Genomic DNA, 24,783 nt, shown 5'->3' on the forward strand with positions numbered 1-24,783 from the left:
CCCCTCCCCCTCTTCTCTTCGCTCTACGGAAGGACCCTGTCAATGAACGCTCCCCGTTCGCAAGCGCCGCAGCGGCGCTGGTGCTGTGCCGTCCTCGCGGGCCTGGCCGCCTGCCTCGGCACGGCCCTGCCCGCGCAGGCACAGGCGCAGGCGCAACCGGCCTACCCGACGCGCCCCGTCACGCTGGTGGTGCCGTACCCGCCCGGCGGCAGCGCGGACACGGTGGGGCGCCTGGTCGGCCAGCGCCTGTCGGAGGAACTGGGGCAGCCGGTGCTCATCGACAACCGCCCCGGTGCCGGCACGGCGGTCGGCGCCGCGTTCGTGGCCAAGGCATCGCCCGACGGCTACACGCTGCTGCTCGGCTCGGGCTCGACCCTCACGATGAACCCGGCCATCCGCCCGAACCTGCCCTACGACGCCCTCGGCAGCTTCGAGCCGGTCGCGATCGTCGCGCGCATTCCGCTGATCCTGCTGGCCAACAAGAACGTGCCCATCGGCAACGTCAAGGAGTTCGCCAGCGCGGTGCGCGCAGCGCCCGACAAGTACTCGTACGCGTCCTTCGGCACGGGCACGTCCTCGCACTTCACCGGCGAGATCATCCTGCAGGCGGTGGGCGCGAAGATCATGCACGTGCCCTACCGGGGCAGCGCACCGGCCATGACGGACCTGATCGGCGGCCAGGTGCCGTTCTCGGTGGACACCGTCACCGCCGCCATTCCGCAGCTCAAGGGCGGCAAGGTCAAGGCGATCGCCGTGACCACCCGGCAGCGCTCCTCGCAGCTGCCGCAGGTCCCGACCTTCGCCGAGGCGGGCTACCCCGAGGTCGATGCCGACACCTGGATCATGGTCGTCGCGCCGAAGGGCACCCCCGCGCCGGTGCGCGAACGGCTGGAGAAGACGCTCGCCAAGATCGTCGCCACGCCCCAGGCCCAGGCGGCCCTGCAGGCCCAGGGCGCGGAGCCGGCCTTCGCCGGCGCCGCCGCCTCGCTCGCGCAGATCGAACGCGAACTTCCGCTCATGCGCGCCGTCGCCCGGCGCGCCAACATCCAGGCCGACTGAGTGCGGCACATTCCGAAAGCCATGACCCAAACTTTCTCTTCTTCCTCCTCCGATCTCGTCGAACTCTCCGCAGTGGAGCTGCGACGGCTGATCGGCACACGCGCCCTCTCGCCGGTCGAGCTGCTCGAGGCCTGCATCGCGCGCATCGAGCAGCTCAACCCCTTCGTCAACGCCGTGACCGCCACCTGCTACGAGCGCGCCCGCGCCGAAGCCCGCGCCGCGGAGCGGGCCGTGAAGAGCGGCGAGCCCCTGGGCCTGCTGCACGGCCTGCCGCTGGGCGTGAAGGACCTCGAGCCGACGGCGGGCCTGCTGTCCACCATGGGTACGCCCGCCTTGCGCAACCATGTGCCGTCGAACGACATCGAGCTGGTGCGCCGCTTGCGTGCCGCCGGCGCGATCGTGGTGGGCAAGACCAACGTGCCCGAGATGGGCGCCGGCGCCAACAGCCGCAATCCGGTCTGGGGGGCCACGGGCAATCCCTTCGACCCCAACCTCAATGCCGGTGGCTCTTCGGGCGGTTCGGCCGCGGCGCTGGCGCTGGACATGCTGCCGGTGTGCACCGGCTCCGACACCGGCGGGTCGCTGCGCATCCCGGCCGCCAAGTGCGGCGTGGTGGGCCTGCGGCCGTCGCCGGGCATCGTGCCCAGCGTGCGCAAGAGCCTGGGCTGGTCGCCGATCTCGGTGGTCGGTCCGATGGGCCGCGATGTGGCCGACGCCTGCCTCCAGCTCGCGGCCACTGCGGGCCCGCATCCGGGCGATCCCTTGAGCTATCCGCTGGAGGCGACGGCCTTTGCGCGGCCGGCGCCGCTGGACCTGTCGCGCCTGCGCGTGGCCTGGACCACCGACTTCGGCCTGTGCGATGTCGACCCGTCGATCCGCCGGACGATGCACGATCGCATGGCCGCCATGCGCGGGCTCTTTGCGGCCTGCGACGAGGTGCGCTTCGACCTGGGCGAGGTGCACCGCTGCTTCGACGTGCTGCGCGCGGAGGCCTTCGTCGCCGGCATGCGCGAAGCCTACGAACGCGCACCCGAGAGCCTGGGCCCGAACCCGCGCAGCAACTACGAGATGGGCGCGCGCATGAGCCTGCCGGACGCGGCCTGGGCGCAGACGGAACAGACGCGCATCCTCCAGCGCTTCCAGAAGGTGTTCGAGAACTACGACCTGGTGCTCTCGCCCACGACGCCGGTGTCGCCCTTTCCCTGGACGCAGTCGCATGCGCTGCAGATCGACGGCCGCCAGCAGGAGAACTACTACCGCTGGCTCGCACTGACCTACGTGGTGACGCTGACCACCCACCCTGCGATCAGCCTGCCGTGCGGCACCGACGAGCGCGGCATGCCCTTCGGCCTGCAGGTGGTGGGTCGCTTTCGCGGCGACCTCGCGCTGCTGTCGGCCGCGCAGGCGATGGAACAGGCCTTCGCGCCCGACCCGCGGCTGCGCCGGCCGCGGCCCGATCTCGCACGCCTTCGCAAGGCCGAGCCGGCCCTCGACTCGATCGTGACCGCGCCGCCCGACGACCGGCACGCCAGCGTGCCCAGCGACGGCGCCCCGGCACCGGTGGTCTGAGGTCCGCGCCGCGTCAGGCGCCTGGCTTCAGCAAGGTGGCCAGAAGTGCCAGGGCCCCGGTCAGCTCGTCGAAGCCGGGGCCGCCCAGGCAGATCCGCAGGCCACTCGCCTTGTCCTTCGGGTTCGCCATCAGGGTCTGCGGCGGGGTGAGCTTCACGCCGGCTTGCGCCGCCGCGGCCACGACACCCTCGGCGGCATCGCGTCGCATCGGCAGCCAGACGTTGTAGGCATCGGGATGCCAGACCAGTTCGCTGGCACCGAGCAGCGAGACGGCCAGCCTGGAACGCCGCCGGGCCTCGTGGCGCAGATCGCGCTGGACCGAGGCGACCACACCGGTGGCCAGCCATTCATCGACCACCGCGCAGGAGAACGCCGACGGCGCCATGGGCACATCCTGCAGAAGCTCCTGCGCCGGACCGCACAGTTCGGGCGGCAGTGCCAGCACGCCGACCTGCAATCCCGGGCCGAGCGACTTGGAGAGCCCGTTCACATGCAACGCGATGTCGGGCGCCAATGTGGCCAGCTGGGGCAAGCCGTCGGAGGCCGCTGCGTACACGCCGTCTTCGATGATCCAGGCGCCCGCGCGGCGGCACACCGCCACGATGGCGCGCCGTCGCTTCGCGCTCATCGTGGCTGTCGTCGGGTTGTGCAGCGTCGGGGTGAGGTAGACCGCCGTGTCACCGGCGGGCGCCGCGCCGTCGAGCGCCTGTGCGAGCGCCTGCGGCACCATCCCTTCCGCATCCATCTCGACGCCCTGGATGCGACACCCCTTGCGCCGGGCCAGCGCGAGGGCGCCGGGATAGGTGATCCGTTCGGTGAGCAGCAATCCTTGCCGTCCGCACACCAGCTCGAAGGCCAGCGACAGCGCCTGGCGTGCGCTGCTGGTCAGCACCAGCTGCGACGGATCGACGGCCAGGCCGATCGTTTCGAGCCAGCGAGCGAGAACGCGGCGATGTTCCAGGTGCCCGCCGGGTGGCGCATACAGGTTGAAGTGATCCGCGTCGATCTTGCGCGCGATGCCCGTCAACGTGCGCGCCAGCACGCGCGCACCGAGCGCGGCCGGCGGCGCATTCGACGACAGATCGATCTGCCGGTCGCCGTGCGCTTGATGGATCGCCACGAAGGTTCCCCGGCCCTTGACGCTGCGCGTCAGGCCCCTGCGCTCCAGCATGGCATAGGCCTTCGTCACGGTGCCCAGGCCGATCTGCAACGTCTTCGCCAGGTCCCGATGGGCAGGCAGGCGATCGCCGCCCGCGAGCCGCCCCTCGACGATGTCGTTGGCCAGGGCCAGCACCACCCGCTCGGTGGCATTCGTGCCGTTGCTTGCCAGACGGGGCGTCCAGGAGGATCGAAGGAGCACGTGCGCGGCCTCGCAAATAAAAGTGTCACGTGACACTTTTCGAATATTCCAATAGTGTAACTTTCACTCCTCGGCCGCCGAAAGGCAGGCCGCCGAAGACACCCTTGGTTTTGGAGCACCCGCATGGCCGTCAGCCAGATCGCACTCGTCTACGGGACGTACCTCATCGCCACCGCCAGTCCGGGGCCGAGCAACATGGCCATCATGGGCACCGCGATGCGTGACGGCCGCCGCCCTGCGCTCGCGCTTGCGGCCGGCGTGGTCACGGGCTCGCTCTTCTGGGCGATCCTGGCGGCGACCGGCGTTTCCGCGGTCCTGACCGCGTATGCGCAGGCACTCGTCGTGCTCAAGATCGCCGGCGGCCTCTACCTGCTGTACCTGGCTTTTCGCGCGGGCCGGTCCGCCATGCGACCTGGCACCGACGCGGTGAAAAACAGCGCGGAACGCGGCGCATTGCGCTACCGCACCCTCTACCGCCAGGGCGTGCTCATGCACATCGGCAACCCGAAGGCGATCATGTCGTGGATCGCGATCATCTCGCTCGGTGTGCGCCAGGACACGCCCGCCGGCGGGTTGCCGGCGATCGTGGGCGGTTGCGTGTGCCTCGGCATCATGGTGTTCGGCGGCTACGCCATCGTCTTTTCCACCGCGTCGATGATTGCGCTGTATGCGCGGCTGCGACGCTGGATCGAAGGCGTGCTCTCGGCGGTGTTCGCGGCCGCAGGGCTCAAGCTGCTGGCCTCACAGAACTGAACTCGATGAATCCAAGCGAAAGACCACGCTCATGAGCATCACCGTCCACATGGTCGACGTCTTCGGCGCCGGCCCGCTCTCGGGCAATCCGCTGGCGGTCGTCACCGGCGCCGATGCCCTCGCCACGCACGACATGCAGCAGCTGACGCGCTGGTTCAACCTCTCGGAAACCGCGTTTGTCTTCGCACCCACGCATCCAGAAGCGGACTACCGCGTGAGGATCTTCACCCTCGACCGGGAGATGCCTTTTGCAGGGCACCCCACGCTCGGCAGCTGCCACGCCTGGCTGTCGGGCCAAGGCGCGCCCAGGCAGCAAGCCACGGTGATCACGCAGGAGTGCGGCGCAGGGCTGGTCCAGATCCGGCGCGACCAGGGACGGCTTGCGTTCGCCGCGCCGCCGCTGATCCGCTCGGGCGCACCGACCCCGGCCGAACTCGACGACGCACGGCGGCTGCTGGGCATCGAAGCGGACGACATCCAGGACGCGGCCTGGATCGACAACGGTCCCGGATGGTTGGGGATTCGGCTGGCCTCGGCCGAGAAGGTGCTGTCTCTGGAGCCGGCCCGACGCTGGCCCACCCGCATCGACGTCGGCGTGGTCGGCCCTCATGCCGAGGGCGGCGATGCAGCCTTCGAAGTGCGCGCCTTCTTCACCGACCATCTGGGCGCCATCGTCGAAGACCCCGTCACGGGAAGCCTCAATGCCTCGCTCGCGCAGTGGCTCTTCGCCACGGGCGTGGCACGCGACGACTATGTCGCCGCGCAGGGCACACGCCTGGGCCGGCAGGGCCGCATCCACCTGACCCGCGACGACGCCGGCCAGGTCTGGGTCGGCGGCGACACGCGCACGCACGTCAAGGGCGAACTGGACGGCCTCTGATCCGTTCACGCAAGGCCTGCACAGACTTCACTCTGACTTCACCTGCGTTGCGCACACTACGTTTCGACAGCGGTTCGGCGCTGGTAGAGGCAAGGGGAAGAAAAAAATAGCTCAGGGAAACGCCTCGATGCCGACCGCTGTCACCTTTCATCGCCCAGCGAGAAAGGCGCAGGCGCACTCATCGCAAGAAAGGGCCACGGGCCAAGGATTACCATCGGCCGGGCGCACGCCGCGCCTCCCACGCCCATGACCGTCGCCACCGCCCCTGTGCCTCCCGCCATCGCCCAAGAAATGCCCGCCCCCGACGGCCCGCTGTCGCGCGCGAGGCCGGGGCGCGAACGCATCATGGCGGCCATCCGCACGGCGGCGGTGACCGAGTTCAGCCTGCACGGCCTGAAGGGCACCTCCACCCAGGCCATCGCCGCGCGCGCCGGCCTCACCAAGCCCCAGCTGCACTACTACATCGCCGGCAAGGAAGAGCTCTACGAAGAGCTGCTGATGCAGGTGCTGCATGCCTGGAAGGTGGTGTTCTCGTTCGAGGACGCCAGCGACCCGGCCACGGTGCTGGGCGACTACATCCGCAAGAAGCTCGACCACGCGTTCGACAACCCGGAGATCTCGCGCATCTTCACGCGCGAGGTGCTCGACGGGGGACGCAACCTCGACCGCTACTGGCCCAACGCGCAGGCGTGGACGCAGAAGAAGGTCGACATCATCAACGGCTGGATCGCGCGCGGGCAGATGCGCCCGCTCGATGCGCGCCTGCTGCTGATGCACATCTGGGCCATGACCCAGAGCTACGCCGACTACGCGATCCAGACGCGCGTGATGCTCGGCCTGCCGCCCGAGGCGCCGATCGACCGCGAACCGATCGCGCGGGAGCTGGTGGCGTTCGTCCTGGGCGGCTGCGGCATCAAGGCCTGAGTTCCGCACCGCCCTCGCTCAGCCCACGCGCGCCTCCCAGACCTGGCCCGTCGGGTCGGCCAGCGCAAGCCGCATCATCTCGATGAAGCGGCGCAGGCGCGCCGGCTGGAAGCGCGCGTGCGGGTAGGTCAGGTAGACCGGCAGCGGCGCCACATGCCATTGCGGCACGAGCTGCACCAGCCGTCCGGCGGCGATGTCCTCGTTCAGCAGCCAGGCCGAACCCAGGCAGGCGCCCAGGCCCATGCGCGCCGCGCTTTGCAGCGCATAGAGGCTGTCGGTGCTCATGCGCGGACGGATCGGCACGCGCGCGATCTCGCCGGTCGGCCGGTGCGTGAGCAGCACCTCGTTGCGATAGAAGGTGCGCAGCGCGAGCCACGGCAGCTCGGCCAGCTCTGCTGCGTGCGCGGGCGGTGAGCGCCCCTCCAGCAGCGAGGGCGCGGCGACCACCACGCGCGGAACCTCCGAGACCTTGACCGCCACGGCCATCGCGTCGGTCATCTCGCCGACCTGGATCGCGCAGTCGACGCCTTCGGCGATGAAGTCGGGCCGGCGGTCGTTCAGCAGCCATTCGACGGACACGCGCGGATAGGCGCGCAGGTACTCGGCCAGCGGACCGACCAGCAACAGCTGGCCCAGCGCATGCGGCGCCACCACCCGCAGCGTGCCCTCGGGCTCGTCGCCCACGCCGCGCAGGTCGGCCTCGAAGGCGTGCCAGTCGGCGATCAGCTCCCGGGCCCGCTCGTAGCAGCGCTCGCCATCCTCCGTGAGCTTCATGGCGTGCGTGGAGCGACGCAGCAGCCGCACGCCCAGCGAGCGCTCCAGCGCCTGCAGGCGACGGCTCACGGTGGGCTGGGTCGCGCCCATCCGGAGCGCGGCGGCCGACAGGCTGCCGGCCTCGACGATGTGAAGAAAGGTCTGCATCAGCTCGATGCGGTCGACAGCAGGGGACGTGGACATGGCCTCATTTATGCGTTTTGCGTATGGGCATTGTGCGATCCACGGGACTACCAAGCCAAGCCCCCAACGGGCACATTCCAACCCTTGCTTCGATAATCGAGGGTTAACACCATGTCTTCCATTCAAACTACGCATGCACCGGCCACCGCGCCGGGGCACGGCCTGCCGGCCTCGCTGATCCTGCTGCTGGCCGCCGGCGCGGGCCTGTCGGTGGCCTCGCTCTACTACGCCCAGCCGATGCTCGGGGTGCTGGGCGCCGACATCGGCGCCTCCACCCGTGCGGTGGGCTTCATTCCCACGCTCACGCAACTGGGCTATGCGCTGGGCATCCTGCTGCTGGCGCCGCTGGGCGACCGCTTCGACCGGCGCCGCATCGTGCTGATCAAGGCAGGGGCGCTGTGCGCCGCACTGCTGGTGGCCGGCGCGGCACCGTCGATCGGCGTGCTGCTGGCGGCCAGCCTCGCGATCGGGCTGGCAGCCACGATGGCGCAGGACCTCGTGCCCGCCGCCGCCACGCTGGCGCCCGACGCCACGCGTGGCAAGACGGTCGGCACGGTGATGACGGGGCTGCTGCTGGGCATCCTGCTGTCGCGCGTGGTAAGCGGCTTCGTGGCCGAGCACTTCGGCTGGCGCGCCATGTTCATCGCGGCCGCGGCCAGCATCGCGCTCATCGGCGTCGCGGCCTGGCGCGGGCTGCCGCGCTTTCGGCCGACCACGCACTTGGCCTACGGCGCCCTGCTCGGCTCGCTGGGCACGCTGTGGTCGCGCCACGGCACGCTGCGCCGCGCGGCGCTGGCCCAGGCGCTGCTGGCCGTGGGGTTCAGCGCCTTCTGGTCGACGCTGGCCGTGATGCTGCACGGCGAGCCCTTCCACCTGGGCAGCGCGGCGGCAGGCGCCTTCGGCCTGGCCGGCGCGGCGGGCGCGCTGGCGGCGCCGCTGGCCGGACGGCTGGCCGACCGGCGGGGACCGGAACTGGTGACGCGCCTGGGCGCGGGGCTGGCGCTGGTGTCGTTCGCGGCCATGGGGCTGGCACCGCTGATGGCGCCGCATGCGCAGCTGTGGCTGCTGGCGCTGGCCGCGGTCGGCTTCGACCTGGGCATGCAGGCGGCGCTGATCGCCCACCAGACGATCGTCTACGGCATCGAGCCCGGTGCGCGCAGCCGGCTCAACGCCGTGCTGTTCACCAGCATGTTCATCGGCATGGCGACCGGCTCGGCGCTGGGCGCGCTGGTGCTCGCCGCGTGGGGCTGGGCCGGCGTGACGGCGCTGGCGACCGCCACGGCCACCGCCGCGCTGGCGGTGCGGCTCTGGCCGCGCCAGGCAACGTAGTCGCATCAGCCGCGGGCTGACGCCCGCCTCCCCAGTCCGGTGCACCCGGACTGGCACGTCGCTTGCATAACCTGACCAGTTGCTCTGATTGATTGGTCAAATTCATGCACGTCCGCGTTGCCTGCTGTCTGTCGATGGAAACCAGCGCCCCCGCAGGCCCGGCGGGAGCGCGTTTCGCATGAACGCGCCCACGCTGCTGGACAACGCACGGCTGCCGCGCTGGCTGCTGCCCGCCGACTGGCCGCAGCGCCGCGGGGTACCCGAACTCGCACGCATCGGCATCGAAGCCGGCCGCGTCCGCTCGGTGCAGCCCGCGAGGGACATCACGCCGGGCGCCGGCTGGGACCTCGCCGGCACGCTCGCCCTCCCCGCCTTCGTCGACGCGCACACGCACCTGGACAAGGCGTTCACGCTGGCGCGCATGCAAAAGGTGCAGCCCGGCCTGCTCGGCGCAATCGACGCGATGCTGACCGACCGCGTGCACTGGACGCCCGCCGACGTGCGCGAACGTGCATCGCGCGGCCTGCAATGGGCCTGGGCATGCGGCACCGCCCATGTGCGCACGCACGTCGACTGGTGGGAGCCCGACGCGCTGCCCACGGCCTGGCCCGTCATGGCCGAGCTGGCGCAGGAATGGGCCGGCCGGGTGCGGCTGGAGCAGGTCGCCCTCATCAAGCTGCCCCTGTTCGAAGACGCGTCGCAGGCGCTGCGCCTGGCCCGGCAGGTGAAGGCCACCGGACCGCACGCATTGCTCGGCGGCTTCGTGCACTCCACCAACTGGAGCGAGAACGCGCTGCGCAACCTGCTGCTGGCGGCGCAGGCCTGCGAGCTCGACATTGACCTGCACGTGGACGAGGAACTCGACGCCTCGGCCGTGGGCCTGCAGACCACCGCGCGCCTGCTGCGCGAGATCGGCTACGAAGGCCGCGTGGTCTGCGGCCACCTCTGCGCGCTGGCGGCCCAGCCCGAGGCGCAGGCCTTCGCCACGCTGGACGCCGTGGCGCGCGCGCCGATCACCGTGGTGTCGCTGCCCGCCACCAACCTGCTGCTGCAGGACGCCGTCACCGGGCGCACGCCGCGCCAGCGCGGCATCACGCTGGTCAAGGAAGCGCATGCGCGCGGCATTCCGCTGCTGTTCGCGAGCGACAACGTGCAGGACCCGTTCTGCCGGCTCGGCAGCTTCGACCCCGTCGAGGCACTGGGCACGGCCGCGCTGGTCGCGCAGCTCGACGAGCCCTTCGACACCTGGTCGCAGGCGCTGTGCCGCAGCGACTGGCTGGAACGCGCGCCCGCCACGACGGCGCCCACGCTGGTCGGCGCGAAAGCCGACCTGGTGCTGTTCACGCAGGCCGACCGCCACGGCTGGCCCTCGCGCAGTGCCACCCGCGTGGTGCTGCGCGACGGCCGCGTGACGCACGGCGATGCATCGCCTTTCTTCCCTGAATAAAGAACAAGCAAGGACCCCCATGCTCCACGGCTACATCCCGCCCCACCGCTTCCTGCCCTACCTGAGCTGGACCGAAATCGCCGCGCTGCCCGACCGCGAGAACACCGTCATCGTGCTGCCGTGCGGCGCGATCGAGCAGCACGGCCCGCACCTGCCGTGCTCGGTCGACAGCGTGATCGCCTCGGGCGTGATGGGCAAGGCGCTGGAGAAGCTGCCGGCCGAGGTGCGCGCCTTTGCCCTGCCGCCGATCACCTACGGCAAGTCGGAAGAGCACCTGCACTTTCCCGGCACGGTGACGCTCACGGGCACCACGCTGCTGTCGACCGTGATCGAGATCGGCGAATCGGTGTATCGCTCGGGCTTTCGCAAGCTGCTGTTCGCCAACGGGCACGGCGGCCAGCCGCAGGTGCTGGAGATGGCGGCGCGCGAACTGCGCCTGCGCCATGGCGACTTCGTGATCGTGCCGCACGGCGTGTCGCGCCTGCCCAGCGCGGCAAGCCGGCAGGTGAGCGAGCAGGAGAAGAAGCTCGCGATGCACGCGGGCCATTCCGAAACCGCGCTGATGCTCGCGCTGGCGCCCGACACCGTGCACATGGAACGCGCGGTGGCCAACTTTCCGCCGCCCTTCCCGATCAAGCTGCTGTCGGCCGACGGCCGCCCGGCCTGCGCCTGGACCGCGCGCGACTTCGGCCCCAGCGGCGTGATCGGCGACCCGACCAGCGCCACGCGCGAACAGGGCCTCGAAATCCTGGACACGCTCTCGGACAGCTGGGCGCAGGCGCTGACCGAGCTTCATGCGCTGCGCTGGGTCGTGCGCGAGGAAGCCACCTGGGAGCGCGGCCACCAGCAGGGCTTCATCCAGCAGTCGTTCGTGCCGGCCTGAGGCGCGCTCCTTGCAACGGCTTCGTTCTTCTTTTTCATCCCGCCTTCGAGAGGTCCCCACCATGCGTTCCTTCGCTCTTTCCCTGGCCGGCGCCGCCGCGCTCTCGCTCCTCACGGCCGTTGCACCCGCACAGGCCCAGGACAAGTTCACCTACATGACCAACTGGTATGCGCAGGCCGAGCACGGCGGCTTCTACCAGGCGGTGGCGCAGGGCATCTACAAGCAGCACGGCCTGGACGTGACCATCCGCATGGGCGGCCCGCAGGTCAACATCACGCAGATGATGGCCGCGGGCCAGGCCGACTGCATCATGGGATCGAGCGACATCCAGATGATGCAGGTGCGCGAAGGCGGCGTGCCCGTGGTCAACGTGGCGGCCTTCTTCCAGAAGGACCCGCAGGTGCTGATCGCGCACGACGACGTCAAGAAGTTCGAAGACCTCAAGGGCAAGACGCTGCTGATCGGCGCGCAGGCCAACCGCGGCTACTGGCCGTGGCTCAAGGCCCGCTTCGGCCTGAAGGACGAACAGACGCGCCCCTACACCTTCAACATCCAGCCCTTCGTGGCCGACCCGAACACCGCGCAGCAGGGCTACCTGACCTCCGAGCCCTACGCCATCCAGAAGGCCGGCGTGAAGAGCACGGTGCTGATGTTCAGCGACCACGGCTACCCCTCCTACGCGGTCACCGTGTCGTGCATGGACAAGACGGTGAAGGAGCGCAGCAAGCAGGTCGCGGCCTTCGTGAAGGCCTCGGCCGAAGGCTGGAAGAGCTACCTGGCCGACCCGGCACCGGCCAACGCGCTGATCAAGAAAGACAACCCCAACATGACCGACGACCAGCTGGCCTACAGCGTGGCCAAGCTGAAAGAGATGGGCATGGTCACGGGCGGCGACGCGGCCAAGCTGGGCATCGGCGTGATGACCGACGCGCGCGCCAAGGCGAGCTACGACTTTCTCGTGGCCTCCAAGCTGCTCGATCCGGCCAAGGTCGACTTGGCCAAAACCTACACGACCGAGTTCGTGAAGGACGCCAAGGTCTTGCCCTGAACCTCGCCGCGCCATGAACCGCATCGAACCCCACACCCTCGCGCCGCCGGTGGCGCCCGCCGTGCCCGCCGTCGAAATCCTCTCGGCCGAGAAGACCTACCCCAACGGCACGCAGGCGCTGCTGCCGGTGGACCTGTCGATCGCCGAAGGCGAGTTCGTCACGCTGCTGGGCCCCTCGGGCTGCGGCAAGAGCACGCTGCTGAAGATGGTGGCGGGCATGCTGGAGCCCAGCGATGGGCGCCTGCTGGTGTGGCGCAAGCCCGTGGCGCAGTTGCACGACTGCCCGCACAAGATGTCGTTCGTGTTCCAGTCGCCCACGCTGATGCCGTGGGCCAGCGTGCAGACCAATGTCCGGCTGCCGCTGGATCTGGCCGGCGTGCCGCGCAAGGAGGCCGACGCGCGGGTGACGGAATCGCTCGCGCTCGTGGGGCTGGAGAAGTTCGCCGGTGCGCTGCCGCGCGCGCTGTCGGGCGGCATGCAGATGCGCGTGTCGATCGCGCGCGGGCTGGTCACGCAGCCTGACCTGCTGCTGATGGACGAACCCTTCGGCGCGCTGGACGAGATCACGCGCCACAAGCTCGACGCCGACCTGCTCGAGCTGTGGCGCAAGAAGAAGCTCACGGTGATCTTCGTGACGCACTCGATCCACGAGGCGGTGTTCCTCTCGAGCCGCGTGGTGATGATGGCCGCGCGACCAGGTCGCGTGGTCGAGCAGTTCCAGATCGACGAGCCCTATCCGCGCCAGGCCGACTTCATGGTCACGCCCGGGTTCGCGCGCCACGCGAAGCAGTTGCAGGACAGCCTGCTGCGCGCCAGCACCACAGAAGAAGAGGAGGCCGCGCCATGAAGACAGCGACAAAGCCCGCGGCGCCCCTGCTGAGCCAGCCGCGCGTGCAACGCGTGCTCTACCCGGTGCTCATCGGCGTGGTGCTGGTCGCGCTGTGGCAATGGATGGTGGTGGCCATGGAACTGCCGCCCTACCTCGTGCCCTCGCCCTGGCTGATGGTGCAGACGCTGGTGACCGACTGGGCGCCGCTGGGCAGCGCGCTCCTGGTCACGCTGAAGATCACGGTGCTGTCCTTCGCGCTGGCCACGGTGGCGGGCGTGCTGATCTCGTTCCTGTTCGTGCAGAGCAAGCGCATCGAGACCGCGCTCTTTCCGTACGCGGTGCTGCTGCAGGTGACGCCCATCGTGGCCGTGGCGCCGCTGATCATCATCTGGGTGAAGAACCCGGTGGCGGCCATGACGGTGTGCGCGGCGCTGGTGGCGCTGTTTCCGATCATCAGCAACACCACGCTGGGCCTGCGCAGCATCGACCCCGACCTGCAGAGCTACTTCAAGCTGAACCGCGCCACGCGCTGGCAGCAGCTGGTGCGCCTGCGCATTCCGAGCGCGCTGCCCTACTTCTTCGGCGGGCTGCGCATCTCCAGCGGCCTGGCGCTGATCGGCGCGGTGGTGGCGGAGTTCGTGGCCGGCACCGGCGGCTCGGGCGCGGGGCTGGCCTACCAGATCCTGCAGGCGGGCTTCCAGCTGAACATTCCGCGCATGTTCGCGGCCCTGCTGCTCATCTCCCTCACCGGTGTCGCGCTCTTCGTGCTGATGGCCTGGCTCACCAAGGTGGCGCTGGGCTCGTGGCACGCGAGCGAACTTTCCCAGGATTGAAATCGACCATGAATGCTCCCGCTTCCACCATCGAACAACTGCTGCTCGAACTCCCCGACCTCGACTGGATCACCGACGAAGGCCGTGTCACGCGCCTCTCGCAGGACTTCTCCTGGTTCAGCCCGGTGCTCACGCGCCAGCTGAAGGACAAGCGCGCCGACGTGGTGGTGCGCCCGCGCACCGAAGAAGACATCCGCGCGGTGGTCGGCGCCTGCGCACGCCGCGGCGTGCCCATCACGATCCGCGGCAGCGGCACCGGCAACTACGGCCAGACCACGCCGCTCGCCGGCGGCGTGGTGCTCGACATGACAGGCTACAACGCCTGCCTGTGGGTGCAGCCCGGCGTGGCGCGCGCGCAGGCCGGCATCCGCCTGGGCGAACTCGAGAAGCAGACGAAGCCCACCGGCCAGGAGATGCGCTGCGTGCCCTCGACCTACCGCAGCGCGACGCTGGGCGGCCTGTTCGGTGGCGGCTTCGGCGGCGTGGGCTCGATCAACTACGGGCCGCTGGGCGCGCCCGGCAATGTGCTGGGCATTCGCGCGATGACCATCGAGGCCGAGCCGCAGGTGATCGAACTGCGCGGCGCCGAAGCGATGCGCATGCACCACCTGTGGGGCACCAACGGCCTCGTGCTGGAGCTGGAGATCGCGCTGGCGCCGGTGCATCCGTGGCTCGAGACGCTGGTGACCTTCGACGACTTCGAGAACGCACTGAACTTCGCGGACAAGCTCGCGCATGCGCCGGGCATCGTGAAGCGCGGCGTCACCTTCTTCGCGGCGCCCATCGCCGACCACCTCGCGCAGCTGGCGACGCACCTGCCGAAGGGCTGCCACACCGTGCTGTCGCTGGTGGCCGAGCAGAGCGAGCCGGCCATGATGCTGCTGGTGCAAGCCCACGGCGGCACCGTGGGCTACCGCAAGACGGCGGCCGAGGTGCAGAAGAGCAACCGCACGCTGATGGAGTTCACCTGGAACCACACGACGCTGCACGCGCTGAAGATCGACCCGACGCTGACCTACCTGCAAAGCGGGTTCATCCCCGGCCGGCATGTCGAGCAGGTCATCGAGATGGAGAAACTGCTGGGCGGCGAGGTCATGATGCACGTCGAGTTCCTGCGCAACGCGGCGGGGCTGCTGACCTGCAGCGGGCTGCAGCTGGTGCGCTTCAGCACCGAGCAGCGGCTGAACGAAATCATCGACATCCACCGTGCGCACCAGGTGCACATCAACAACCCGCACGTGAACATCGTGGAAGACGGCAAGGCCGGCGGGCCGCTGCCGCCGGAAGTCATCGAGGTGAAGAAGCGCTTCGACCCGATGGGCTTGCTGAACCCGGGCAAGCTGCGCGACTGGCCGGTGAAGGCGACGACCGCGAACTGAAAACGGCCTCAGCGAGCGTCCTTCATCCCTTGCGCGCCGCGCTGCTTCGCTGCGCCGGCGCCAGTGCCTTGAGCGCCTGCACGAACTCCTCGAGGAGTGGGGAGCGGTAGGTATTCGGACGTGAGAAAAGCGAGATGCGCCTCGGAATCGACAGCGCCTCGACAGGAATCACCTTGACGCCACGCGCCTGGGGCAGTGCGAGCACGGAGACCGGGACGATGCCCATCAGATCGGTCGCTGCAAGCACCGGCAGCGACCACGACGCATTGAAGTGCACCTCGATCGCGCCTTGCGGCGGCGTCGCGCCCGCGCAGCGAAATACCTCGTCCAGCTTCGCGCGTGCAGCCGAATGAACGGACGGCAGCACCCAGGAAAATTTCGACAGATCGCCCATCGTGAGACGGCGACGCGCAAAGACCGGATGCCCCACGCGCGCCACGGCGACGAGCGCATCGGTCAGGAGATCCTCATGCACCAGGCCGTGCGGCATGGATTCATAGGTCGGAATCACGGCGACATCGAGCAGGCCCTGGCGCGTCCAGTCGATCAACTCGTCCGAGGACGCCACTTCCAGGCGCACATGCATGCCCGGGCGACGGGGCTGCAGCGCCGCAAGCGCCGGTGAAAGCACGGCATCCAGAACCGCCAGCGTCGCGCCCACACGGATGAGCCCGGCACGTCCTGCACGAACGTCGCCCGCATGACGAAGCGCCTCGTCGTGCTCTGACTTCATGCGTTGCGCACGTTCGCGGAACGCAACGCCGAACGGCGTGAGCGTCATGCCGTGGCCCGAGCGCTCGAAGAGACCGAGCCCCATCTCGTCCTCCAGCCGACGGATCGCCTTGGAAAGCGCCGCGGCCGTCACCGTCAGGCTGGTTGCTGCACGGGCCAGCTGCCCATGGCGCGCCACTTCCAGGAAGTAGTCGAGGTCACGTGCCGAGAAGGACATGAATAAAAGTTAACGAAAACTTCCTAAACGGAAACACCCGAATCCTAGCCGTTCCTAGACTGCAGTCGCAATGAGTCCCTCCATGAACCCACCCAACATCGTTCTCATCCTGGCCGACAACCTCGGCTGGGGCGAGCTCGGCTGCTACGGCGGCGGGGCGCTGCGGGGCGCGCCCACGCCACGCATCGACGCGCTCGCCAGCCAAGGCCTTCTGCTGCAGAACTTCAATGTCGAGAGCGATTGCGTGCCGACACGCTCCGCGCTGATGAGCGGGCGGCATCCGATTCGTACGGGCTGCCTGCAATCGGTGCCGCCCGGCCTGCCTCAGGGCCTGGCACGCCGCGAGATCACGCTGGCGCAGTTGCTCTCGGCACAGGGTTATGCGACTGCGCACTACGGCAAATGGCACCTGGGCGATGTTCAAGGCCGCTTCCCGAGCGACCGGGGATTCGACGAGTGGTACGGCATTCCGCGCACCACGGACGAGAGCCAGTTCACGGCCAGTGTCGGCTACGACCCGAGCGTGGCGGACATCCCGTACATCATGCAGGGCCGTGCCGGTGCGCCTTCGGAGAACGTGGAGGAATACAACCTGGATTCGCGCCGACGCATCGATGAGACGCTGACGAACCGGGCCCTGGCATTCATCCAGCGCAACCACGCGGCACAGAAGCCGTTCTTCCTTTATCTGCCGCTCACGCACCTGCATTTCCCCACCCTGCCTCACCGCGATTTCGCGGGTCGCACCGGCCATGGCGATTTCGCCGATTCCATGGTCGAGATGGACCACCGCGTGGGCCAGGTCATCGACGAGATCGAGCGCCTCGGCATGTCAGAAGACACCCTCTTCATCTTCGCGAGCGACAACGGCCCCGAGTTCCGCGCCCCTTACCGCGGCACGGCCGGCCCCTGGCGCGGCACCTATCACACGGCCATGGAAGGCAGCCTGCGCGTGCCGTGCATCGTGCGCTGGCCAGGCAAGATCGCCGCGGGCCGGGTGAGCAACGAGATCGTGCACGTCACCGACCTCTTCTCCACGCTGGCACGCGCGAGTGGCGCCCGCATTCCCGAGGACAGGCCGATCGATGGCATCGATCAGATGCCTTTTTTCCTCGGCGAGCAGAAGTCCTTGCGCGAGGGCTTTCTCTTCCATATCAAGAACGAGTTGCGCGCGGTGAAGTGGCGCGACTGGAAGCTGCATTTCTATTGGGAGCCCGAGGTGAACGAAGGCAAGGGCAAGCTCGAGTCGCCCTATCTCTTCAACATCACGCGCGACCCCAAGGAGGAGTCGGATGTGCTCGTCTACAACACATGGGTCCTGGGGCCGATCCAGCGGATGGTCCGCGCGTTCCATCAGAGTGCGACAGCACATCCTCACACGGCGCCGGGCGCGCCGGACTGAGGCCGCGGAATCCCTGACGCGCTCGCGCATCTCTCCACCGTCCCAGAAGGCTCACCCCATGTCCAAGCATCCAGGCGGCCGCCGAGGCCTCTTTCTGATCTTCTGCGCACTCACGGCGCTGGCGTCTTCTGCGACGCTCGCGCAAGAGAAGTACCCCTCGCGAGCGATCACCTGGGTCGTCGGCTACCCACCCGGGGGCAGCGTCGATGTTGTCACGCGCCTTGTCGCCCGCAAGCTGGAAGCGACGCTCGGCCAGCCCATCGTGGTCGACAACAAGCCCGGTGCCACGGGCTCGCTCGCGCTGCGGTATGTGGCAACCCAGCCGGCCGATGGCTATACCCTGGTGACGGTTCCCGGCCCGGTGCTCACGAGCATCCCGATGCCGCAGATCGGCAAGGAGATGAGCGCCATCGCCATGCTCGCCAAAGGCTCCACCGTCCTCGTGGGACCGGCACGGCCCGATGCGCCCAAGGACCTCAAGGCCCTGCTTGCAGACGCATCCGCCCACCCGGACAAGTACAGCTACGGCTCCTCCGGCAACGGCACCGGCCAGCACCTGACCGGAGAACTCATCCAGGCACTGACGGGTGTGACGATGACGCATGTGCCCTACAAGGGCGGCAACCAGGCTGTGACCGACGTGATCGGTGGACAGATCCCGCTGGCCGTGCTGGGCATCACGCCCGTGCTGCCGCACATCAAGTCCGGCAAGCTCAAGGCATATGGGGTCTCCACGGCGACGCGCTCCACCTCCTTGCCCGAGGTGCCGACACTCAGGGAAGCTGGCATCGCCAACTTCGAAGCCAGTCAGTGGTTCGTCCTCGCTGCGCGCACGGGCCTCCCGACAGAGCGAAGCGATCGCCTCAACGAAGCGGTGGCACAAGCCCTGAAGGACCCGGAGGTGACGAAAGGCTTCGAGAACATCGGGATGTTTCCCGAAGCCAGCAGCGCGAAGCAGACCGCCGACTACATCCACACCGACATGCGGCGCTGGGCAGACCTCGTGAAGAAGAACAAGATCGCGATCGACTAGGGATGTGGGGCGCACCCCATCGATGAGACCGCGGGGGTCGTCCAAACAAAGCCGTCTGGCCAATGAAAAAGGGCGTTCACTGAATTTCAGTGAACGCCCTAGGTCGTTGTGTGGTGGAGCTGGGGGGATTTGAACCCCCGTCCGCAAGCCTTCATCGCGCAGTTCTACATGTGTAGTGATCTGATTTAAGTCTCGCTTCCGGAGTCGCGCAGTCACACGCTAAACCGGACGCCAGCACCCTATTTTCTCGCCCCGACCCAAGGTACCCGGATCGGAGCCAGCCCATGTAATTATCCTTGCAGCCGGGAGGTCAGGATTGCTCCAGACCCCCTTGCCCAGCCCATCGGCCAACTGTTGCAAGGCTCACTGGCAATTAAGCAGCGAGTGCGAAACGTTCGTCGTTTGCAGTTAGTTTGTTTGAATCTGTTTTACGAGCGCATTCAGCTCGACATGCCCCGCTGCGACTCCGAACCCACGTCGAAACCAGTGCAGCCCCAAGCGACTCATTTTAGGCGCTATTGAGTAACTTCAAGAGCTCCAGGGGCGAAGAGATTGAGGCATCGGCTTTCCACAGCGCCGCATCGGCCTGCGAACCCATGTAGCCGTAGGTGGCCGCCACGGTTCCCATGCCCGCGGCGCGGCCCGCGATGATGTCGCGCTCGTCGTCTCCCACGTAGATGCAGGCCTCGGGCACCACGCCGAGACGGCGCGCCGCCTCGTGCAACGGCTCGGGGTGCGGCTTGGCGAACGGCGTGGTGTCGCCGCTCACGATCGCGCCGGCGCTCGCGAAGAGCGGCATCGCGGCGGTCAGCGGTTCGGTGAAGCGGGCCGACTTGTTGGTGACCACGCCCCAGCGCAGGCCGCGCTCGCAGATCGCCTCGATCAGCGGCGCGACGCCGTCGAACACCAGGGTGTTGAGCAGCATGCGGCGTTCGTAGCCGACGTAGAACTCCTCGCGCAGCGCATCGAACTCCGGCGCATCGGACGTGATGCCGAAGGCAATGCCGAGCATGCCGCGTGCGCCGGCGCCGGCCATCGGGCGGTAGCGCTCCAGCGGGTAAGGCGCCAGGCCGCGGTCGGTGCGCATCTTGTCGGCCGCCGCGCCCAGGTCGGGCGCGCTGTCGATCAGCGTGCCGTCGAGGTCGAACAGGATGGCCTGTGTGGTCGTGCTCCCGATCTTCATCATCCCTGCGCCTCCGGCAGCGCCGGCTTCTGGGTCGCGAAGAGGTAGTTGACGCTGGTGTCGGCGCTGAGCCAGTAGCGGCGGGTCAGCGGGTTGTATTCCATGCCCCGGGTGTGGCGCAGGTCCAGGCGGGCAGCGCGGCAGTAGCCGGCCAGTTCGCTGGGACGGATCAGCTTGGGGTACTCGTGCGTGCCGCGCGGCAGCATGCCCAGGACGTACTCGGCGCCCACGATCGCCAGCATGAAGGACTTCAGGTTGCGGTTGATGGTCGAGAAGAACACCCAGCCGCCCGGCTTCACCAGCGTGGCGCAGGCCTGGATCACCGACGCCGGATCAGGCACGTGCTCCAGCATTTCCATGCAGGTGACCACATCGAAGCTGCCGGGCTGCTCGGCCGCCAGCGCCTCGGCACTGATTTCGCGGTACTTGACGCCGCGCGTCCCGGCTTCGAGGGCGTGCAGTTGGGCGACCTTGAGCGCCTTGGTCGCGAGGTCGACGCCCAGCACATCGGCGCCCTTGCGCGCCATCGAATCGGCCAGGATGCCGCCGCCGCAGCCGATATCGACCACGCGCTGGCCCGAAATAGGCGCAATACCGTCAATCCATTCCAGCCGCAATGGATTGATTTCGTGCAGCGGGCGGAATTCGCTCTCCAAATCCCACCACCGGTGTGCGAGCTCCGAAAACTTGGCCAGTTCGGCCGGGTCTGCATTCACGTTTTCTGTCATGGGGCAATTATGAAGCGAGCAAAGCCCGGCTCGAACGCAATGGGCTTGCATCGGGCACGGCCGCAAATACGGCAGGCATAAAAAAACCCCGCCGAGGCGGGGTTTTCATTCGTCGATGGAATCGATCGATCAGTTGGCGCGGGTGCCAACCACTTCGATTTCCACGCGACGGTTCTTGGCGCGGCCTTCCTTGGTGCGGTTGTCAGCCACAGGTTGCTTCTCGCCCTTGCCTTCGGTGTAGACGCGGTTGCGTTCGATGCCCTTCGAGACCAGGAAGGCCTTGACGGCTTCGGCGCGACGCACCGACAGACGCTGGTTGTAGGCGTCGGTACCGATGGAGTCGGTGTGACCCACAGCGATGATGACTTCGAGGTTCACGCCACGGATCTTCTCGACCAGGTCGGTCAGCTTGGCGCGACCTTCGGGCTTCAGCACCGACTTGTCGAAGTCGAAGAAGGCGTCAGCAGCGAAGGTGACCTTCGAAGCAGCGACTTGAGCCGGGGGAGCCACGGGAGCCACGCCAGGAGCGGTGGGCACAGCAGCCGGAGCAGCCGGAACCAGGGCGCCGTCGCAACCGGCGGCAGCCGTTGCGGGCGTCCAGTTGGCATCGCGCCAGCACAGTTCGTTCGTGCCGTTCTTCCAGACCAGTTCGCCGGTGCCGTTTTGCCAGTTGTCGATCGTAGGACCGCCGTTCGCAGCGGTGACACGGGTCTGCGCGCCGGCGGCAGTGGCGAGCGCAGCGACTGCAAACATCATCGCCACTTTATTCAGTTTCTTCATGGTTCTCCTCTTGGGGAAAAAGCCGCAGCCGCGCTGCGAATCAAGGACGCTTTAAGTGACCACCACCCAAAACGTTGAGACGATTGTGCCATAGGGTCTTTGGCAAACAGGCCGCTGGACGCCCCTGAAGCGTAGGACGGAGGCGGAATAGAGCCCTTGTGTTGCGGCGGTGCGACACCCCTCACAGCGTAAAATTTCGCCTTCCTGCCGCCAGCCTCTTGCTCATGACCTCCTTCGCCAAAGAAACCCTGCCCATCAGTCTCGAAGAGGAAATGCGCAGCAGCTACCTCGATTACGCCATGAGCGTGATCGTCGGCCGGGCGCTTCCCGACGCCCGCGACGGCCTCAAGCCGGTGCACCGGCGCGTGCTGTACGCGATGCACGAGCTCAACAACGACTGGAACCGGCCGTACAAGAAGTCGGCCCGTATCGTCGGCGACGTGATCGGTAAGTACCACCCGCACGGCGACCAGTCGGTCTACGACACCATCGTCCGGCTGGCCCAGGACTTCTCGATGCGCCACATGCTGGTCGACGGCCAGGGCAACTTCGGGTCGGTCGACGGCGACAACGCCGCCGCAATGCGTTATACGGAAATCCGGCTGGCCAAAATTGCGCACGAAATGCTGGCCGATATCGACAAGGAAACTGTCGACTTTCAGGACAATTACGACGGCTCCGAAAAAGAACCGAAAGTTTTGCCCAGCCAGCTGCCGAATTTGCTGGTCAATGGCTCCGGCGGTATTGCGGTCGGCATGGCCACCAATATCCCGCCGCACAACCTGAATGAAGTGGTGGATGCCTGCCTGTATCTGCTGCGCAATCCGCAGGCGAGCATCGATGAGCTGATGGAAATCGTGCCGGCGCCCGACTTCCCCACCGCCGGCATCATCTACGGCATCAACGGCGTGAAGGACGGCTACCGCACCGGCCGCGGCAAGGTCGTGATGCGCGCCAAGTGCCACTTCGAGGACATCGACCGCGGCCAGCGCCAGGCGATCATCGTCGACGAGCTCCCCTACCAGGTCAACAAGAAGACGCTGCAGGAGCGCATGGCCGAGCTGGTGCACGAGAAGAAGATCGAAGGCATCAGCCACATTCAGGACGAATCCGACAAGTCGGGCATGCGCCTGGTGATCGAGCTCAAGCGCGGCGAAGTGCCTGAGGTGGTGCTCAACAACCTCTACAAGCAGACCCAGCTGCAGGACACCTTCGGCATCAACATGGTGGCGCTGGTCGACGGCCAACCCAAGCTGTGCAACCTGAAGGACCTGATCGAGGTCTTCCTGCAGCACCGCCGCGAAGTGGTCACGCGCCGCACCGTCTTCACGCTGCGCAAGGCCCGCGAACGCGGCCACGTGCTCGAAGGCCTGGCGGTGGCGCTGGCCAACATCGACGAGTTCATCCGCATCATCCGCGAGTCGCCCACCCCGCCGGTCGCCAAGGCCGAGCTCATGACCCGCAGCTGGGACAGCAAGCTGGTGCGCGAAATGCTCACGCGTTCGCGCGCCGACGGCGGCGTGATCAACGCCGACGACTACCGCCCCGAAGGCCTTGAGCGCGAGTACGGCATGGGCGGCGACGGCCTGTACCGCCTGTCGGAAACGCAAGCGCAGGAAATCCTGCAGATGCGTCTGCAGCGCCTGACCGGCCTGGAGCAGGACAAGATCGTTGCCGAGTACAAGGACGTCATGGCCGAGATCGACGACCTGCTCGACATCCTGGCCAAGCCCGAGCGCGTCTCGATCATCATTGGCGACGAACTCGGCGAGATCAAGCAGGAGTTCGGCCAGTCGAAGATCGGCGCCCGCCGCAGCCTGGTCGAGCACAGTGCCTACGACCTCTCGACCGAAGACCTGATCACGCCGACCGACATGGTCGTCACGCTCTCGCACAGCGGCTACATCAAGAGCCAGCCGCTGGGCGAGTACCGCGCGCAAAAGCGCGGCGGGCGCGGCAAGCAGGCCACGTCCACCAAGGACGACGACTGGATCGACCAGCTCTTCATCGCCAACACGCACGACTACATCCTGTGCTTTTCCAACCGCGGCCGGCTGTACTGGCTCAAAGTGTGGGAAGTGCCGGCGGGTTCGCGCGGTTCGCGCGGACGCCCCATCGTCAACATGTTCCCGCTGCAGGAAGGCGAGAAGATCAACGTCGCCCTCGCCCTCACCGGCGAGAAGCGCAACTTCCCGGCCGACCAGTACGTGTTCATGGCGACCTCGATGGGCACCGTCAAGAAGACGGCGCTCGACGAATTCAGCAACCCGCGCAAGGGCGGCATCATTGCCGTGAACCTCGATGAAGGCGACTACCTCATCGGCGCGGCACTCACCGACGGCAAGCACGACGTGATGCTCTTCAGCGACAACGGCAAGGCCGTGCGCTTCGACGAGGAAGACGTCCGCCCTCTGGGCCGCAACGCCCGCGGCGTGCGCGGCATGTCGCTGGAGCCCGGCCAGGGCGTGATCGCCATGCTGGTGGCCGAGGACGAGCAGCAGAGCGTGCTCACCGCCACCGAAAATGGTTACGGAAAACGCACAAGCATTACCGAATACACGCGTCATGGCCGCGGAACCAAAGGCATGATCGCGATTCAACAGAGTGAGCGCAACGGCAAGGTCGTTGCCGCCACGCTCGTTCATGCGGACGATGAGATCATGCTCATCACCGACAAGGGTGTGCTCGTGCGCACCCGTGTGGCCGAGATTCGCGAACTGGGTCGGGCGACGCAAGGCGTCACGCTGATCGGGCTCGACGAAGGCGCCAAACTCAGCGGGCTTCAACGCATCGTCGAAAACGACGCGAACGGCGAAGGTGAGCCGGACGCAGACGACACTTCCACATCTTCAACGGAGAATCCTCAGTGAAAAAACAACTCAAGCTCGCACTCCTGACCGCTGCCCTCGCCGGCTCGTCCATGGCCGCCATGGCCCAGGACAAGGCCACGCTGATCAAGCAGTTCATCGAGATCCAGCGCCCCGGCATCGAGTCGCTGGCACGCGGCCTGATCGAGCAATCGAGCGCCCCCATCGCGCAAGCCGGTTCGCAGTACCTGCAGACCCAGGTGCCCGAAGCCAAGCGCGAATCCGCCGCCAAGGCCGCCGACGCCGAGCTGAAGAAGTACTTCGACGACGCCTACCCGCTGGTGCGCGACAAGGCCGTGCAGATCGCCCCTGGCGCCCTCACGCCCATCCTCGAGCAGAACTTCAGCGAAGACGAACTCAAGCAGCTGCTGGCCTGGATCAACTCGCCCCTGAGCAAGAAGTACCAGGAACTGAACCCGAAGATGCAGACCGCTCTGACGGAAAAGCTGGTGACCGAAACCCGCGCAACCATCGAACCCAAGATGCGCGCACTCGACACCAACGTCGCCAAGGCCCTCGGTGCTCCGACCGACGGCGCAGCAGCTCCCGCCAAGGCGCCCGCCGCCAAGGCTCCCGCCAAGAAGTAAAGCA

At 67.7% G+C, this 24,783-nt stretch carries 22 protein-coding genes and 1 other RNA gene; 16 read left to right on the forward strand and 7 right to left on the reverse strand.

From position 1 onward, the window contains the following. Window positions 1-42: 42 nt before the first annotated feature. Both AC07SQ_RS27905 and AC07SQ_RS27910 read left to right on the forward strand, forming a co-directional pair. Window positions 43-1,059, forward strand: a complete 1,017-nt coding sequence (locus tag AC07SQ_RS27905; RefSeq protein ID WP_495273580.1) for a Bug family tripartite tricarboxylate transporter substrate binding protein — start codon at window positions 43-45, stop codon at window positions 1,057-1,059. Between the two features lie 21 nt (window positions 1,060-1,080). After that, window positions 1,081-2,628: an amidase gene (locus AC07SQ_RS27910; RefSeq protein WP_495273581.1), complete on the forward strand. Its 1,548-nt coding sequence runs from the start codon at window positions 1,081-1,083 to the stop codon at window positions 2,626-2,628. A 13-nt stretch (window positions 2,629-2,641) separates the two neighbouring features. On the opposite strand, the gene AC07SQ_RS27915 is transcribed toward AC07SQ_RS27910, so the two are convergent. Next, window positions 2,642-3,988, reverse strand: coding sequence for an aminotransferase-like domain-containing protein (locus AC07SQ_RS27915; protein ID WP_495273600.1), 1,347 nt, complete (start codon window positions 3,986-3,988; stop codon window positions 2,642-2,644). Between the two features lie 123 nt (window positions 3,989-4,111). On the opposite strand from AC07SQ_RS27915, the gene AC07SQ_RS27920 reads away from it, so the two are divergent. The 3 genes from AC07SQ_RS27920 to AC07SQ_RS27930 all read left to right on the forward strand — a co-directional run bounded on the left by AC07SQ_RS27920 (window position 4,112) and on the right by AC07SQ_RS27930 (window position 6,545). Then, window positions 4,112-4,741, forward strand: coding sequence for a LysE family translocator (locus tag AC07SQ_RS27920; RefSeq protein ID WP_495273582.1), 630 nt, complete (start codon window positions 4,112-4,114; stop codon window positions 4,739-4,741). 31 nt (window positions 4,742-4,772) lie between these two features. Then, window positions 4,773-5,621 carry a PhzF family phenazine biosynthesis protein gene (locus AC07SQ_RS27925; protein ID WP_495273583.1) on the forward strand — a complete coding sequence of 283 codons (849 nt, stop codon included), beginning with the start codon at window positions 4,773-4,775 and terminating at the stop codon, window positions 5,619-5,621. Between the two features lie 291 nt (window positions 5,622-5,912). Continuing rightward, window positions 5,913-6,545, forward strand: coding sequence for a TetR family transcriptional regulator C-terminal domain-containing protein (locus AC07SQ_RS27930; protein ID WP_062470962.1), 633 nt, complete (start codon window positions 5,913-5,915; stop codon window positions 6,543-6,545). A gap of 18 nt (window positions 6,546-6,563) precedes the next feature. Here the strand turns inward: AC07SQ_RS27930 and AC07SQ_RS27935 are convergent, their stop codons facing one another. Continuing rightward, on the reverse strand, window positions 6,564-7,502 hold the full coding sequence (locus AC07SQ_RS27935; protein ID WP_159277806.1) for a LysR family transcriptional regulator: 939 nt from the start codon (window positions 7,500-7,502) through the stop codon (window positions 6,564-6,566). A 111-nt stretch (window positions 7,503-7,613) separates the two neighbouring features. Between AC07SQ_RS27935 and AC07SQ_RS27940 the strand changes: the two genes are divergently transcribed. The 7 genes from AC07SQ_RS27940 (at window position 7,614) to AC07SQ_RS27970 (ending at window position 15,250) form a co-directional block, all read left to right on the forward strand. Continuing rightward, complete coding sequence (locus tag AC07SQ_RS27940; RefSeq protein WP_495273584.1) at window positions 7,614-8,831, forward strand: MFS transporter; 1,218 nt, start codon at window positions 7,614-7,616, stop codon at window positions 8,829-8,831. Between the two features lie 178 nt (window positions 8,832-9,009). Further along, window positions 9,010-10,278 carry an amidohydrolase family protein gene (locus tag AC07SQ_RS27945; protein WP_495273585.1) on the forward strand — a complete coding sequence of 423 codons (1,269 nt, stop codon included), beginning with the start codon at window positions 9,010-9,012 and terminating at the stop codon, window positions 10,276-10,278. A gap of 19 nt (window positions 10,279-10,297) precedes the next feature. Beyond that, the gene (locus AC07SQ_RS27950; RefSeq protein ID WP_062468630.1) at window positions 10,298-11,161 is read left to right on the forward strand and encodes a creatininase family protein; all 864 of its coding nucleotides are present in this window, start codon (window positions 10,298-10,300) and stop codon (window positions 11,159-11,161) included. A 61-nt stretch (window positions 11,162-11,222) separates the two neighbouring features. Continuing rightward, entirely contained in the window at window positions 11,223-12,209 is a 987-nt protein-coding gene (locus tag AC07SQ_RS27955) for an ABC transporter substrate-binding protein (protein ID WP_495273586.1), read from the forward strand. Window positions 12,210-12,222: 13 nt separating this feature from the next. Beyond that, entirely contained in the window at window positions 12,223-13,056 is an 834-nt protein-coding gene (locus AC07SQ_RS27960; RefSeq protein WP_495273587.1) for an ABC transporter ATP-binding protein, read from the forward strand. Next, window positions 13,053-13,871, forward strand: a complete 819-nt coding sequence (locus AC07SQ_RS27965) for an ABC transporter permease (protein WP_095744426.1) — start codon at window positions 13,053-13,055, stop codon at window positions 13,869-13,871. Before AC07SQ_RS27960 ends, AC07SQ_RS27965 begins: the two co-directional genes overlap by 4 nt. Before the next feature lie 8 nt (window positions 13,872-13,879). Next, entirely contained in the window at window positions 13,880-15,250 is a 1,371-nt protein-coding gene (locus AC07SQ_RS27970; RefSeq protein WP_495273588.1) for an FAD-binding oxidoreductase, read from the forward strand. A gap of 22 nt (window positions 15,251-15,272) precedes the next feature. On the opposite strand, the gene AC07SQ_RS27975 is transcribed toward AC07SQ_RS27970, so the two are convergent. After that, the gene (locus AC07SQ_RS27975; protein WP_495273589.1) at window positions 15,273-16,199 is read right to left on the reverse strand and encodes a LysR family transcriptional regulator; all 927 of its coding nucleotides are present in this window, start codon (window positions 16,197-16,199) and stop codon (window positions 15,273-15,275) included. 82 nt (window positions 16,200-16,281) lie between these two features. On the opposite strand from AC07SQ_RS27975, the gene AC07SQ_RS27980 reads away from it, so the two are divergent. Both AC07SQ_RS27980 and AC07SQ_RS27985 read left to right on the forward strand, forming a co-directional pair. After that, window positions 16,282-17,601: an arylsulfatase gene (locus AC07SQ_RS27980; RefSeq protein ID WP_495273590.1), complete on the forward strand. Its 1,320-nt coding sequence runs from the start codon at window positions 16,282-16,284 to the stop codon at window positions 17,599-17,601. A 58-nt stretch (window positions 17,602-17,659) separates the two neighbouring features. Beyond that, on the forward strand, window positions 17,660-18,634 hold the full coding sequence (locus AC07SQ_RS27985) for a Bug family tripartite tricarboxylate transporter substrate binding protein (protein WP_495273591.1): 975 nt from the start codon (window positions 17,660-17,662) through the stop codon (window positions 18,632-18,634). A 111-nt stretch (window positions 18,635-18,745) separates the two neighbouring features. On the opposite strand, the gene ssrA is transcribed toward AC07SQ_RS27985, so the two are convergent. The 4 genes from ssrA to ompA form a co-directional block, all read right to left on the reverse strand. Further along, window positions 18,746-19,130: a transfer-messenger RNA gene (gene ssrA, locus AC07SQ_RS27990) on the reverse strand. A 12-nt stretch (window positions 19,131-19,142) separates the two neighbouring features. Continuing rightward, complete coding sequence (locus AC07SQ_RS27995) at window positions 19,143-19,820, reverse strand: HAD family hydrolase (RefSeq protein WP_495273592.1); 678 nt, start codon at window positions 19,818-19,820, stop codon at window positions 19,143-19,145. After that, a complete protein-coding gene (gene ubiG, locus AC07SQ_RS28000) occupies window positions 19,817-20,545 on the reverse strand; it encodes a bifunctional 2-polyprenyl-6-hydroxyphenol methylase/3-demethylubiquinol 3-O-methyltransferase UbiG (RefSeq protein WP_062468650.1) in 729 nt (242 codons plus the stop codon). The genes AC07SQ_RS27995 and ubiG overlap by 4 nt, the downstream gene beginning before the upstream one ends. 129 nt (window positions 20,546-20,674) lie before the next feature. Beyond that, window positions 20,675-21,325 carry an outer membrane protein OmpA gene (gene ompA / locus AC07SQ_RS28005; protein ID WP_070064005.1) on the reverse strand — a complete coding sequence of 217 codons (651 nt, stop codon included), beginning with the start codon at window positions 21,323-21,325 and terminating at the stop codon, window positions 20,675-20,677. 224 nt (window positions 21,326-21,549) lie between these two features. Between ompA and gyrA the strand changes: the two genes are divergently transcribed. Together gyrA and AC07SQ_RS28015 are read left to right on the forward strand one after the other, a co-directional pair. Next, window positions 21,550-24,195: a DNA gyrase subunit A gene (gyrA, locus tag AC07SQ_RS28010; RefSeq protein ID WP_062468652.1), complete on the forward strand. Its 2,646-nt coding sequence runs from the start codon at window positions 21,550-21,552 to the stop codon at window positions 24,193-24,195. Further along, window positions 24,192-24,779 carry a DUF2059 domain-containing protein gene (locus AC07SQ_RS28015; protein ID WP_235926701.1) on the forward strand — a complete coding sequence of 196 codons (588 nt, stop codon included), beginning with the start codon at window positions 24,192-24,194 and terminating at the stop codon, window positions 24,777-24,779. The genes gyrA and AC07SQ_RS28015 overlap by 4 nt, the downstream gene beginning before the upstream one ends. Window positions 24,780-24,783: the final 4 nt, after the last annotated feature.

This window comes from Variovorax sp. GW821-FHT06D12 (assembly GCF_059419205.1).

Bases quoted from the DNA above. Each gene is read 5' to 3' on its own strand.
- AC07SQ_RS27960 (WP_495273587.1), top strand. From the start codon at position 12,223: ATGAACCGCATCGAACCCCACACCCTCGCGCCGCCGGTGGCGCCCGCC.
- AC07SQ_RS27910 (WP_495273581.1), top strand. From the start codon at position 1,081: ATGACCCAAACTTTCTCTTCTTCCTCCTCCGATCTCGTCGAACTCTCC.
- AC07SQ_RS27995 (WP_495273592.1), bottom strand. From the start codon at position 19,820: ATGATGAAGATCGGGAGCACGACCACACAGGCCATCCTGTTCGACCTC.
- AC07SQ_RS27940 (WP_495273584.1), top strand. From the start codon at position 7,614: ATGTCTTCCATTCAAACTACGCATGCACCGGCCACCGCGCCGGGGCAC.
- AC07SQ_RS27980 (WP_495273590.1), top strand. From the start codon at position 16,282: ATGAACCCACCCAACATCGTTCTCATCCTGGCCGACAACCTCGGCTGG.
- AC07SQ_RS27905 (WP_495273580.1), top strand. From the start codon at position 43: ATGAACGCTCCCCGTTCGCAAGCGCCGCAGCGGCGCTGGTGCTGTGCC.
- gyrA (WP_062468652.1), top strand. From the start codon at position 21,550: ATGACCTCCTTCGCCAAAGAAACCCTGCCCATCAGTCTCGAAGAGGAA.
- AC07SQ_RS27975 (WP_495273589.1), bottom strand. From the start codon at position 16,199: ATGTCCTTCTCGGCACGTGACCTCGACTACTTCCTGGAAGTGGCGCGC.
- AC07SQ_RS27955 (WP_495273586.1), top strand. From the start codon at position 11,223: ATGCGTTCCTTCGCTCTTTCCCTGGCCGGCGCCGCCGCGCTCTCGCTC.
- ubiG (WP_062468650.1), bottom strand. From the start codon at position 20,545: ATGACAGAAAACGTGAATGCAGACCCGGCCGAACTGGCCAAGTTTTCG.
- AC07SQ_RS27945 (WP_495273585.1), top strand. From the start codon at position 9,010: ATGAACGCGCCCACGCTGCTGGACAACGCACGGCTGCCGCGCTGGCTG.
- AC07SQ_RS27925 (WP_495273583.1), top strand. From the start codon at position 4,773: ATGAGCATCACCGTCCACATGGTCGACGTCTTCGGCGCCGGCCCGCTC.
- AC07SQ_RS27920 (WP_495273582.1), top strand. From the start codon at position 4,112: ATGGCCGTCAGCCAGATCGCACTCGTCTACGGGACGTACCTCATCGCC.
- AC07SQ_RS27950 (WP_062468630.1), top strand. From the start codon at position 10,298: ATGCTCCACGGCTACATCCCGCCCCACCGCTTCCTGCCCTACCTGAGC.
- AC07SQ_RS27935 (WP_159277806.1), bottom strand. From the start codon at position 7,502: ATGTCCACGTCCCCTGCTGTCGACCGCATCGAGCTGATGCAGACCTTT.
- AC07SQ_RS27930 (WP_062470962.1), top strand. From the start codon at position 5,913: ATGCCCGCCCCCGACGGCCCGCTGTCGCGCGCGAGGCCGGGGCGCGAA.
- AC07SQ_RS27985 (WP_495273591.1), top strand. From the start codon at position 17,660: ATGTCCAAGCATCCAGGCGGCCGCCGAGGCCTCTTTCTGATCTTCTGC.
- AC07SQ_RS27965 (WP_095744426.1), top strand. From the start codon at position 13,053: ATGAAGACAGCGACAAAGCCCGCGGCGCCCCTGCTGAGCCAGCCGCGC.
- ompA (WP_070064005.1), bottom strand. From the start codon at position 21,325: ATGAAGAAACTGAATAAAGTGGCGATGATGTTTGCAGTCGCTGCGCTC.
- AC07SQ_RS27970 (WP_495273588.1), top strand. From the start codon at position 13,880: ATGAATGCTCCCGCTTCCACCATCGAACAACTGCTGCTCGAACTCCCC.